Here is a 12,963-nt window from a genome sequence, read left to right as displayed (position 1 = left end):
GGCGCTGTCACTGACACTGTTCACTACTGATCTCCATTCATTTCATGCAAAAACGCGGGGATTTGCCTCGATCCCATCTATTTTCCACGCAGTTCTCGCTGCGCGCGCGACGGCGCGTGCGGAAAATGGCCGCGCAGTATACCGTAACCTCGCGGGAATACCGCCCCCACTCCCGTTTGATATGGAGCGGGCGTGTTCGTGTTATTGACCGGGACTGGGGTGCCTGTGCCCTAACCTCTGGTGGAGATAGGCGATGCCAAGCAGCGCCAGTCCCATGCCCATAAATGAGGCCACCCGCAACAGCCCTTCCAGTCCGGCCATATCCACCAGGAAAAGCTTGACGATCACCAGTGCAAGCACCGCCATTCCACCCCGGTAACAGCTGCGCCAGCCGCGCCAGCTGCCAATCAGGATCGCCGCTACCGCAAGCGCCAGCCACACCGCCGAGTAGGTGTACAGCTCTCCGGTTGCGGTGGCGCTGTCGAGGCGAATATTGCCCTGCCACAGGTGGCGCACTTCCAGCGAAATCCAGATAAACGCGGCCAGCGCCGACACCAATCCTGCCAACCGGCGCACCCCCGGTAGGTACCAGCGGTGCACCAGCCACGCCAGCAGTGCGGGGCCGGCAAATGCCGGCAACAGCATATTTATCAGTGGCCGCGCTCCCACCGAGCGCCATACCCAGGGCTCGCTGGCGGCGGTGGCCAGCAGAATTCCCAGGTAGTTCACCGCCGCCGCCAGCATCAGCAGACGCCCGTAGCCGTCGTACCAGCGGGAGAAGCTGCCGGCAAGCAGACTCTTGCGGTAATACACCAGCCCCAGGCCGGCAAACAGCCACATATTGATTACCGCTTCGGCAAAGCGGAAGTCCGCGGCAAAAGCGTGGCCGTCGTACAGCCAGTAGCGACTCTCAGCCCAGAGCGTCAGTACCAGCAGGTGCAGCGCCGCCGCTTCGGCCCAGCGCGCGAGAGCCGGCTGCGGATGCCGCAGGATGCGGGTGGCAAGCCAGGCGCACAGCGCGGCGCCACCATAAGTCCACAGGGACCAGTGGCTGTTATCGCCGTAGCTCAACAGCCATGGATTCAAGGTGAGACGCACCACCACCAGCAGCAGGACGCCCTTCAACAGCCAGCCCAGTGCAGGCATGTCAAAGCGACGGATAATCCACGCCAGCGACACCAGTTGCAGCGCCATGGCGAGCGTCAGGCTCGCCTGCTCCAGCCACAGACAGGCCGCCAGGCTGTATGCGAAATGCCCGGCAATAAACAGCCAAACCACCATGGATTTGTGCCAGCCGCGCCCGGCGCCGCGACTGCCGAGATACAGGAATACCGCACCGAACACCGCCGCGTACAGGCACCACCAATAGCGCGACAGAGCGTCCCCCGCCAGCATATACCCCACCGGCAGCGACAGCAGCGGTGCCATCACCGCCAGCGATGCCCACCAGAAACGGGCGATGCCCATGCGGAAATTGATCAGCGCACAGGCGGAAAACAGCACCGCAGTCAGTGCGAGAAGCGCCAGGAACCCCCCTTGCTGTTCCGCGGGCAGTGGCAGCAACCGCACCGATGCCTCTCCCCACTGATCCAGTCTCCCCGCAAGCCACGCCGCCAGCTGCCCCAGCAGCAGCACCCAGGGAAGCGGCGCCAGTGCGGCCCGGCGGCGGGCGGCAACAAACAGCACCAGCGGCAGCGGGCTCCAGGCCCAGAGCGCGGAGGTGAGGGACGAGGACACAAAGCCTTCGCGGAAAATCGACAGGCACTGCGCCGCGACCGGCAACGTCAGGCTGGGCAACAGCAGTGGATCAACGCCACTCGCGCCCGCAACCGCCTCGTCCCGAGCGTCACCAGCGCGCCGCTGCAGCAGCCAGTCTCCGGATACGACGGCGAGCAACAGGTACGCCAACGCTGCCAGATAGGGCCCCCGCCAGCTGTCGGCCTGGTGCCCGAACATCGAGATCAGCCACCAGGCCAGCGCGCCCGCAAGCAGCCCAAACCACAGCCAGTTGCGATACACATGGCGCAGCAGCAACAGCACCGAGGTGGTGATGATCAGCGCGTACACCATGGCGCCGAGCACATTGCCGCCGCCGGTGGACACCAGTATCGGCACCGAGTAAGCACCGAGCATGCCGATGCCCGCCAGCACAGGGCCGTGCAGCCGCGCCAGCCACATGGTGACGAGCGCCACCAGAGCCAACATGGCGAAGGCGGGGCCTGGCTCAAACAGCTGGTACAAATGGACCGCTGAGAGGATGGCGGCGAAGGCCGTAATGGCGCCGCCACCCGCCAGCGCGGCAAAGGTGGGATGGCTGCCGCCGGTTCGACGCCGCAACACTTCGGAAGCGACATACAAGGCCAGCGCAGTTATGAGCCCCAGCGCTACCCGCACCCGCGGGCCCAGCAGCCCCTGCTCGATGCCATAGCGCGCAAGAAAAACTCCCGACAGCGCCACACAGGCACCACCGAGCCACACCATCCAGTTCTGCTGCATGCGCTCCCAGAAAGTATCGCCAGCGGGCACTGCAACCGCCGCCCGGGATGGTTCTGTGCGCGCAGCAGATCCGGCGGCCGCAACCGGCTCTGGCGGGGCCGGCTCGTCGGGCGGCGCCTGCTCAGGCACATTGGCGCGCGGCGGTAACCCTCCGGCAACACGGGGTTCAGGGGCAGCCGCACCGCCCGGTGAAACTTGTGCCGGAGAAGTCGCAGCAGTGCGGCCGGCAGCAGGCGCATTGCCGGATGCCAACTCAACCGCCTGCCGCAACCGGCGCACTTCACCGCGCAGGCTTTTCACTTCGGCAAAGGCAAAAATCCCCAGGAAAGAACCGACGACCACCGTCAGAATCAGCAGCACGCCGAGTAACACCAGATTGTCCATACGCCCCCAAAACAGCCGTTTATCGTTATTCGCTGTCCGCTTATTGACCCGGCGATCAGCGATATCGCCTTGATAGTTCCGCTCGTCCCCCCAGAAATAGCAGCGTGCACACGCGGACTCGCTGACATTTCAAGGGCTCGCCACCGGCCGGCGCCCGGTGTCGGTTTACTGCCTGGCCCACCGATCCAGGTTGGCGGCAATGTGCGCGAGCCGCTCCAGAGGGTCGTGGCTGGCCAACAGTTCCAGCCGCACCGCGTCGTCCAGTGGCAATAGCTGCGCCAGCTGCCACGACAGCGCCTCGGCGCTCTCCACCGGCGCAAACTTCAGCGCAAGTATCGCCGCATGCTGCTTCAGTTCGTTCAGCACCGCGAGCAGACCGTCACAGCTGTCGGGCACCGGGTGGGACTCCTCATCCGGCAACCACTCCACATCCGCCATCAGCAGGCCGTCGTCCTCGCTGTAGGTTTCCAGCACGCGGAAACGCGACTGTCCTGTCACCTCGATATGCAACAACCCCTCCTCGCCCTGACTCCAGTCGACAATGCGCACATAGAGTCCGATGGGCCAGACTTCCGCCGGCCCAACCTCGCGACCACTGCGGATCAGCGCGACGCCGAAGCCGGTGTCCGTCTTTAGGGACTCACTCACAAGACGCAGGTAGCGCTGTTCAAAAATCCGCAACGGCAGGGTCACGCCTGGAAACAACGCCATGTGGAGAGGGAAAAGTGGAATCAGCGACAAAATATCCGCCCCGCGATCAATTCATCAACAGCCCATTCGGCCCAGAATGGGCCGTATAAGGCGACAAAGATACCACTGCCAGCTACTGGGTAAGGATATGGTCGCGAAGATAAAACGGAAATCCGCGCCAGCTGTTCTATGCTGAAGTCAATACGCGGATGTGAATCATAGAGGTGCACCATGCGCTGGCGTCAGGGTCGCAGAAGTTCGAATGTGGAGGATCGCCGCGGAGAACCCGCGCCCGGTGGCGGCGGCTTGGGTGGCGGCCCTGGCAATCTGCTGGCACTGGCACCATTTCTGCTGCGGAGCAAAAAGGGTTGGCTGATTCTGCTGGCGCTGGCGGCGCTTTATTACTTCGGCGGCAACCTGTTCACCGGCACGCCAGGCACGGAGCCACCGGGCCTTGGCCCGGACTCGCAGACGGCGCCAGGTGCTGCGGGTGCGGATGATGAAGTGGCGCAGTTCGTCTCGGTGGTGCTCGCGGATACCGAGGATACCTGGGGGGAGCTTTTCGAACAGGCCGGCTCCGAGTACACCGCACCGAAGCTGGTGCTCTATACCGATGCGGTGCGCTCTGCCTGCGGCCTCAGTTCCGCCGCGGTGGGGCCGTTTTACTGCCCCGGTGATGGCAAGGTGTACCTGGACCTCAGTTTCCTGAACGAGCTGAAGCAGTTGGGCGCACCGGGCGATTTTGCCTTCGCCTATGTGATCGCCCACGAAGTGGGCCACCATGTGCAGAACCTTCTGGGCACTTCGGAGAAGGTGCAACAGGCGCGGATGCAATCGGACAAGGTGACGGCCAACCGGCTGTCGGTGATGCTGGAGTTGCAGGCAGACTGCTTTGCCGGTGTCTGGGCCTTCTATGCGCACCGCGACCGCGACATGCTGGAGCCCGGTGATATCGAAGAAGGCCTGCGCGCCGCCGCCGCGGTGGGCGACGACCACCTGCAACGCCGCGCCGGCCGCGCCGTTTCCCCCGACGCCTTTACCCACGGCAGCGCGGAACAACGGGCCTACTGGTTCAAACAGGGGTTCACCAGCGGCGACGTGAACAAGTGCAATACATTTGCGGCGTTATCCGGGCAGTAATTATTTAAGTTCTTCGTAGTGTGCTGAGAAAGCACAGAACAGAATCAAAATCGACTAGCCGTAGGGCTTTTCACCTACTAAGCTCCTGCCCTCAAAATTTTATTCACTCCAAGAAAAGGAGATCCCCGTGCCAAAAGCAACAGCCCGCCACATTCTCGTAGAAAGCGAAGCCCAGTGTCAGGATCTGAAAAAGCAGATTGAAGACGGTGCGGATTTCGGAAAGATCGCCCAGCAATATTCCAAGTGCCCTTCAGGCCGCAGCGGCGGTGATCTGGGTGAATTCAGCCAGGGTCAGATGGTGCCGGAATTCGACAAGGTGGTGTTCAATGAGGAGCTGAACAAGGTGCACGGCCCGGTGAAAACCCAGTTCGGGTATCACCTGCTGGAAGTGACCAGCCGTAAAGACTAGTAACGATTTTCCGCAACGGCTCAGTGATAAGAGCGCAATGGGTCGAAGTTAAGACAAGGTGCTGGTGCGAGTATTTCGAACCGTCGTCGCCATGGATGGCGGCGCCGGAGCGTATTTGGGTTAGGCAATCGTATGCGAAGCACTGCTTCGCGAGCAGCCTAACGACGCCAATCTTTGATTGGCGGCCGGGCCCGCTTGCGGGTATTCACAGCGATTCGAAATACTCGCACCAGCACCTTGGCGCCACAGGTCTGTCTTACGAAGAACTCACTCGACTAGCCAGGCTCACTCCGCGCTGGTTTCCGCCTGCCACTCAAACAGATTCATCTCGATAAAGAAGAACGCCACCAGCCACAGGAAGGCATCCCAGAACTCCAGCAAGCTGCCGCTGTAGCCCCAGTAGATGGCACAGATCAGCAGGGTGAAATACAGCAGCCCTTTTACAATCTGCGAGTAGCGCATAATGGCATCGGACAGTTCGTGGCGCAGTTGCAGCCAAACATCAAAGGCCAGGATCGCCACCACTAGTAGCCAGGCACCGGCATTGATCACATCCACCCACGCCAGCCACTGAATCTCCCGCCACACAGACGCGTCTCCCACAATCTGCGCGTCCGCGAGACGCAGCAAATGCACATCCGCCAGTGAGCCGCAGTTCGCCACCGTCAGCGGCGTGTAATCGTCCTGCTCCAGCACCACCGACCAGCCGCCGCCCGCCGCCACATCACAAGCACTGCCCGCCATCGGCAGCAGATGTGTCAGCGACACCATCTCCGAGACATAGCCGTAAAAGGAATAAACGATAAAGACGTAACAGAAGGCAGACACGGCGTTCAATAGCCACTTGGTGCCGCCTTTCAGTCTTGCGTCCGACAGCACCCAGGTTTCCAGCTCGAACACCATGAGAAGCAGAACCCAGGCCAGTGTGTCGATGGAGTCGTTGTAGGCTTCGATGATCTTGCCGAGGCTGACCCCGTCCGCGAAGATCGTACCCGCAGCGACGTGGTTTTCTACGAAGAAGGCGTAAACATTGTAAGCCAGCAGACAATAGACGGTGTATTTGAACAGTTTGAACAGCGTATAGCGGTTAACGGAAATACCGACCAAAGAGACCACCTCAGTCATTGGCAACGAACCTCTGATAGTGTTTTTTATTCTTCTGTCATTATTTTTACTGAGAAACGCCAATATCGAATAATTATTCGGTTATTGCAACCATTAACCCGCACCCAGCGGTAGCGCGCGCCCTTCCGGTGCCCACTGCTGCGGGCCTCCGCCGGGTGCAGCCGACACCGGGGGCTCTCCGCGGGCCGCGGGCCCGGGACTGGCAGAATCCGGGGTTTCTGCGGCCTGTTCACGTGCCGCAGCCTCGGCCATTTGCCGCTGGCGCTCATCTATTTCCTGCTGGCGCTCGGCGATGGCGCTCTCGCCCTCCCGGTCCGCAGCACCATCGTCAAACAGACGGTCGAAGCGCACTTCCGGGTCGGACCACTCGCCGTTGATGCGATAGCTTACGCTGGCCACGCGATCTACCTGTTTCTTGAACACCTTGCTGATCAGGTAAACCCCCGCTGCCGCCGGCAGGCCACCGGCGAGCGCAGCCACGAAGGCCAGATTGTTGCCCACCGGCAGCGTCGCCACCAGGGTCAAGTTCAGATCTTCCCGCTGCAGGTTTACGCGGCCCGCCATCTGCAATTCACTGGTGGGGCCCACCACCTGGATCGGCACCGCGATCAGCAGTTCGCCATCGCCCTCGAAAAATACCTCACCGTGTACCTGGTCAAACGTCAGGCCGCTCTGTACCAGATCGGAAAAGTCCAGACGCAGGCGCCGCGCCCAGGTATCAAAGTTGAACAGAGACAGCAACCGCAGCAGCGAAGTACCGGCGCTATCGCTGGCGCGCAGGAAACGGCCGTCGCGGATATCGATACGGATCTCGCCATTGAGGCTGCCGGGGTTCACCATGGCGGGGGAACCACTCCAGCGCAGCGCGGTATCAAACACCGCGCTGCGGCTCTCAATCGCCGCCTCCTGCCCCCAAGCCTGCAGTACGTCTCCGAGGTTGCCGCCGTTCAGACGGCCAATAAACTGCGACGACTCGCGACCGGCGTCATCGCGCATCCACATCAACTGCGCACCGAGACGGTTATCCCCTTCGCCGCGCCCCTCGATCTGGATACCGCGCATGGCGCCGCGAATTTCACTCACCACCAGGCGCTCCGCCGACGGCCGCACGCGGAAGGACCAGGGGCCCATGGACTCCTCGCCCAACCACAATTGCTCGGCACTGAAGTCCACATTTGGAAGGCTGGCGAAATCGAATCCCTGCCAGCGATCCGCTGGAGGGGCAGCGTGCTCCGCGGCGCCCTCCTCATCCGATTTGTTTCCGCTCATCGCCGGCAGGCGCAGATGCTTGAGCCTGAGCTGCAGTGGCGTACTGGCGTGCAGCATGCCGGAGAGTTCACCACTGGCGGTTTCGCTCTCAAACTGGAGCTGCCAGTCCTCGCCGAGTCCGCGACCGCTCACCTGGATATTGTCGATCTGAGCGGACTCGGAAATACGCAGCAGATCCGTACTGAGATCCAGGGTAATGGGCAGGCGGCGGGCATCCACCATTTCCTCCCGGGTAGCGTCCGGCTCCGCAGAATGCCCATCTGTCTCAGTGGCGGCGACATGCTCTGTGGTGCTCGCCGTCGCCACCTCGGTCTTTTCATCCGTGTAGATCGCGAGTGCATCTTTCCACAGCGGCAGGTCAATCAGCGGCAGGTCGCCGACAATCGCGATACCTGGCGACGGCGGCAGTTTTGCCTCTGCATTCAGAGCAATGGCGGCGCGCTCCAGCTGGCCGTCCACCTGCCAGATCTGCCCCTGCAGGTGCTCGCCGTAACTGAGGTGATACAGGTTGCCCTGGTCGCCGATGGGCACCCGCAGCACGAAGCGGGATTTCTGTCCCGAGGGTTTGGTCAGGGGCGCAGGCAAGTTCACCGCCACCTGTTCGAGATCCGATTGCAGTTCCAGCACTGCACCGTAGGGTTTGTGCCTGGCGCTGGCGGGAATGGTGATACGCGCGGTGTAATCAAGGGCGCCGTCGAGCCACTGCAGCTCAGGGCGGCCACTCCACTGCGCGACGCTTTCGGTGTTCGCCTGGCCGCGCACCACCACCTGGGTATCGCGCTCCTCACCTTCACCCAGGTGCTGAATGGACGCCTTCAGCGGCTGCCCCCACAGCTGCCCCTGAAAGGTAGATCCTTTGAGTCCTTCAACGCTGTGATAGCGCAGATTGCCGTTCAGCTGTTCGACATCGAGTTTCAGGTTCTGCAACTTCAGGTGCGCATCGCTCAGTTGCAGGTCGATCTGCTGACTGGACGCGACATCCGCACCGCCGAGAGGCTGGGCAATGTGCAGGGCACCCTGCATAGCACCATCCAGCGTCCAGTGATCGAACGCCTTGCCGAGTTTGTCCCGCAGCGGCGACTCCCGCAACAGCTTGAGGCCGTCCGCCGCCGGGCCCGCCAGTTCCGCGCGCACATCGAGGCGCGAGCCGGTTTCCTCCGGCGATACACGCACCGCGATATTGGCGCCATCCACATGCCAGAGTCGCGCCCGCGGCGCCACGACCAGCACGTCGCGGTCGTTGATACCGAGATGTCCGTCCACATTCTTCGCCACCGGCCAACCGGGGGCGTACTCCAGGCTGCTGTCCGCAATATCCGCCTGCAACTGCACCGTATGGCGGAATTCGTGTTGACCGAGCGCCAACAGGTCCCGATCTTCCCCTTCGCGATAGCTGTAGCCGCGGTACACAAATCCGGCGCTGGGAATACGGCCCTTGTTGTTCTTGCCGATGCTCTGATTCAACCACTGGCGCAGGTCATCGCTCACCACCGTGGGCACCAGGTTGTGCTGCTCCGCCACCGCAACATCGCGCAAACCCAGGGCCAGTGTGAAATCAGCGGCGCGGCTGTGGGGAATCAGTGGAATCTGCAATAGGAACTGACCGCGAAAGGCGCCGCCAGACGGGAGAGAAGCATCGCCACCGGGAAGTTCATTCGCGGCGTCCAGCATCAGCGGGCCGGAGTACACCGACACCGTGTTGTGCTCGCGGTCAATATCCCAGGCCACGGTGCCGCGGGCGGCGCCGAAAGAAAACGGTCGCGCGTAGAGCTGCGGAAAATGCGCGCTGAAACCCGGACCGCTGTCGAGCTCCACACGGCCGCCCTGGCCATTGAGAGAGACGTACCCATTGACCCCCGTCACTGCTGGCGCCCCCAGATGAGCACCAGCCGCCACGTTCTGCAAATTGGCCGACACACTGACATCGCCATCGCGGCGCGACAGGCGCACATTCATGAGTTCACCGGTGGGCTCCAACGCCTGCAGCCACTCGTCGGCCTTCTCCGGAATCAGCTCCAGTACCCGCAGGACCCGATGCCACGCCTGTAACTCGATCTGGTCCACCGCCAGCTGCAGATTGCCCTGCTGGTCGCCACTCGCCTGCAAGTTGACGTCGGGCACTTCCAATTGTTGCCAGTTGAGTCCCAGTTGCTGCAGCACCAGCTCCCAGGATTCACCGGGACGCCAGCGCCCGGAAATATTGCTGGACAGCGCATTCAGGGTTTCCAGCGCGCCGCGGGACCGGTCGCCGGCCTGGGGGGCCGTCGGTTGCGTTTCTTCCGCGAGGCCCTCAGCCGACTGCGCAAGGCTCAGGTCACCGCGCAGACGGTAGCCGTCCTTCGCATCGGAACTGAGCCACAGGCGACCGCCCGCAAGCTTGCGCCCGGGCCAATACAGTTTTTCCGGCAGCGGCGACAGCTGGTAGAGCAGCCCCACCAGATCCGCGTCCACCAGCAGATCGTTCAGCTGCGCATAACCGCGCAGGGAGAACTCGTCGCTGCGGCGCGGGTTGCCGCGGCCTTCCAGCACCAGATGAAAACTTTCCTCACCGCGGTGAAGGCTCTCCATGGCCCCGGTGACATAGGCCCTGGCCACCAAGCGGTGGAAATTGCCAATATTCTCCAGCTGGATTTCCCGCAGATCGAGATTGGCCGACTGGCCGCCGCTGAGGGTCAGGCCGATACTGGCATCCCGCACCTGCACCTTGGGCCCCAACTGGAAAATACGCGCCGGATCGCCGAGGCGGACGCCCGCGGTTTTATCCGCATCCTGTGTGGGTGCCGCGGCACTCGCCAGTGGGAACCCTTGCACCTGCCAGCCCCCTTCCGCGCGCTGCTGCAGCTGCGCGGAAAAGCCGTCCACTTCCAGGTTTTTCCAGATGAGCTCGCGATTCCACAGGCTCGACAACAGATCCAGGTGGAACAGACCGCGGCGCAGTTTCACCTGCCTGTCGGCGCCGATATTGAGGCCATCGATTTGCAGCGCCACTTCCAGCGCCTGCCAGCGCAGGGAGATGTGATCCAGCGACACCGGCGCACCGAGGCGCTCCGACAACCAGTGGCCGATCTGGGGACTGTACTTGCCGACCTGGGGCGAGAGGATGCGCCCGGTCTGCACCAGAATGGCCAGCGAGATCACCAGGGTGACCACCAGCAGCCAGAACTTGCGGGCAAACCAGCGCAGCCACAGCATCAGGTACGGCTCCCGATGATGGTTCCACGGAGGGTCCCTATCGCGGCGTCGTGTCGGCGGCGCGCGCGCAGGGTGCCGGTAGCTGACTCACACCAGTACAATGTCGTACTGCTCCTGGTTGTAGATGGGCTCCACCTGGAACTGGATGGGGCGGCCGATAAATTCTTCGAGATCCGCCACATTGGCGGACTCTTCGTCCAACAGCAGATCGATCACCACCTGGCTCGCCAGTACCATGATCTTGTCACTGTCGTAGGCGCGCGCCTCGCGGATGATCTCCCGAAAGATTTCATAGCACACGGTTTCGGCGGTTTTCAGGGTACCGCGCCCGGAACAGACGCTGCATGGCTCACAGAGCATCTGGCCGAGGGACTCGCGGGTGCGCTTGCGCGTCATTTCCACCAGTCCCAGCTCGGACACTCCGGTGATACTGCTCTTGGCGTGATCCCGCTCCAAAGCTTTTTCCAGAGTGCGCAGCACCTGGCGCTGGTGTTCCGGGTCCTGCATATCGATAAAGTCGATGATGATGATGCCGCCGAGATTGCGCAGGCGCAGCTGGCGGGCGATGGCGGTGGCCGCCTCCAGGTTGGTCTTGAAGATAGTCTCTTCCAGGGTGCGGTGGCCCACAAACGCACCAGTGTTGACGTCGATGGTGCTCATGGCCTCGGTCTGCTCGACGATCAGGTAACCGCCGGATTTGAGCGTGACCTTGTTCTGCAGCGCCTTGCGAATTTCCTCTTCCACCCCGTAGAGATCGAACAGCGGCCGCTCGCCGGGATAGTGTTCGATGCGCGGGGCGATTTCCGGCGCGTACTTGCTGGTGAACTTGGCGGCACGCGCGTGCGCCTCGCGGGAATCGATGCGGATTTTTTCCGTGTGCGGCCGCGCCAGGTCGCGCAGCGCGCGCATGAACAGCGGCAGGTCCTCGTAAATGATCGCCGGTTCCTTCTCGACCTTTATACGCTGCTCCAGTTCCTTCCACAGCTTGTACAGGAAAGGAATGTCCCGCAGCAGTTCCTCTTCGCTCACCCCCTCGGCCACGGTGCGCAGGATAAAGCCGCCGTCGCCGCTGTGGCCCTCTTCCGCCAGTTTCGAGGCCGCCAGATCAACCAGTGCGCGCAGGCGCTCGCGCTCGGCCTCGTCTTCAATACGGTTGGAAATACCGATATGCCGGGTTTGGGGCATGTACACCAGATAGCGCGCGGAAACCGACAGGTGGGTGGTGAGGCGCGCCCCCTTGCTGGAGATGGGGTCTTTCACCACCTGCACCACCAGCGACTGCCCCTCGCGCACCAGTGCGCGGATGTCCGCTACCTCGCCTTCGCGGGACTCCATACCGTGTTCGTCCAGCGGCGCAATATCCGACGCGTGGATGAATCCCGCGCGCTCCAGGCCGATATCCACAAATGCCGCCTGCATGCCCGGCAGCACCCGTACCACCTTGCCTTTGTAGATATTGCCGACAATACCGCGGCGCGCGCTGCGCTCGAGATAGACCTCTTGCAGCACACCATTTTCCACCAGCGCCACACGGGTCTCCATCGGCGCCACGTTGATCAGTAATTCTTCGCTCACGGGCTGGATACTCCCAACTTCATCCCTGTTTGCCAATAGGCGATACCTGCCCGCTCCAGAAACTCCGCCAGAGTCTCCAGCGGCAGCCCCACCACGTTGCTGTAACTGCCGCGAATGGACGCCACCAGCAATGCGCCCATGCCCTGAATGCCGTAACCACCCGCCTTGTCCTGGGGCTCACCGGTATGCCAGTAGCCCTCAATCAATGCGCGGTCCAACGCGCGAAAGCGCACCCGGGTCTCCACCACCTCACTGAATTCAGCGCCAGCGCCACTCAGACACAGCGCCGTGAGCACCGAGTGTTCGCGACCGGACATGAGACGCATCATGCGGCTAAAATCGGCAAAATCGTGGGGTTTCTCAAGGATTTGGTCGTCAACCACGCCAAGGGTGTCCGCGCCCAGAGACCACACATCGCGCTGCGAATGTGCCTGTGCCAGGCCGGCGCGAGACTTCTCCTGCGCCAGGCGCAGCACGTAATCGCGCGGGGACTCATCGGCACCGCGGCGCTCTTCCACCGAGGTGGCCGCGACCGCAAACGGCACACCGATCTGCCGCAACAGCTCCGCCCTCCGCGGCGATGCGGAGGCGAGAATCAGGCGTTGAGTAGACTGTGGATTTGGCACGGGTTCGACTTATCGTTATCAATTCGGACTAGGAGTTCGGCTGAAGGCCTGATTATA

General features: G+C 62.4%; 8 protein-coding genes. 2 read left to right on the top strand and 6 right to left on the bottom strand.

Annotated features, from left to right (window positions below):
• Positions 1-201: 201 nt before the first annotated feature.
• Positions 202-2,880, bottom strand: a complete 2,679-nt coding sequence (locus tag FDY93_RS01695; protein WP_138234017.1) for a DUF2339 domain-containing protein — start codon at positions 2,878-2,880, stop codon at positions 202-204.
• 165 nt (positions 2,881-3,045) lie between these two features.
• Positions 3,046-3,621 (bottom strand): LON peptidase substrate-binding domain-containing protein, encoded by a 576-nt coding sequence (locus FDY93_RS01690; RefSeq protein ID WP_138234016.1) that lies wholly within the window; start codon positions 3,619-3,621, stop codon positions 3,046-3,048.
• A gap of 180 nt (positions 3,622-3,801) precedes the next feature.
• On the opposite strand from FDY93_RS01690, the gene ypfJ reads away from it, so the two are divergent.
• Together ypfJ and FDY93_RS01680 are read left to right on the top strand one after the other, a co-directional pair.
• Positions 3,802-4,710 (top strand): KPN_02809 family neutral zinc metallopeptidase, encoded by a 909-nt coding sequence (gene ypfJ / locus FDY93_RS01685; protein WP_138234015.1) that lies wholly within the window; start codon positions 3,802-3,804, stop codon positions 4,708-4,710.
• An 85-nt stretch (positions 4,711-4,795) separates the two neighbouring features.
• Positions 4,796-5,119 carry a peptidylprolyl isomerase gene (locus FDY93_RS01680; protein ID WP_138234014.1) on the top strand — a complete coding sequence of 108 codons (324 nt, stop codon included), beginning with the start codon at positions 4,796-4,798 and terminating at the stop codon, positions 5,117-5,119.
• Between the two features lie 285 nt (positions 5,120-5,404).
• Here the strand turns inward: FDY93_RS01680 and FDY93_RS01675 are convergent, their stop codons facing one another.
• The 4 genes from FDY93_RS01675 to FDY93_RS01660 form a co-directional block, all read right to left on the bottom strand.
• The gene (locus tag FDY93_RS01675; RefSeq protein ID WP_138234013.1) at positions 5,405-6,244 is read right to left on the bottom strand and encodes a hypothetical protein; all 840 of its coding nucleotides are present in this window, start codon (positions 6,242-6,244) and stop codon (positions 5,405-5,407) included.
• A gap of 93 nt (positions 6,245-6,337) precedes the next feature.
• Positions 6,338-10,705, bottom strand: coding sequence for a YhdP family phospholipid transporter (locus FDY93_RS01670; protein WP_138234012.1), 4,368 nt, complete (start codon positions 10,703-10,705; stop codon positions 6,338-6,340).
• Between the two features lie 87 nt (positions 10,706-10,792).
• On the bottom strand, positions 10,793-12,280 hold the full coding sequence (rng, locus tag FDY93_RS01665; protein WP_138234011.1) for a ribonuclease G: 1,488 nt from the start codon (positions 12,278-12,280) through the stop codon (positions 10,793-10,795).
• On the bottom strand, positions 12,277-12,906 hold the full coding sequence (locus tag FDY93_RS01660) for a Maf family protein (RefSeq protein WP_138234010.1): 630 nt from the start codon (positions 12,904-12,906) through the stop codon (positions 12,277-12,279). The genes rng and FDY93_RS01660 overlap by 4 nt, the downstream gene beginning before the upstream one ends.
• Between the last annotated feature and the right edge of the window lie 57 nt (positions 12,907-12,963).

The organism is Microbulbifer harenosus, assembly GCF_005771435.1.
GTDB lineage: Bacteria > Pseudomonadota > Gammaproteobacteria > Pseudomonadales > Cellvibrionaceae > Microbulbifer > Microbulbifer harenosus.
This window is presented reverse-complemented; position numbering and strand designations above follow the sequence as displayed.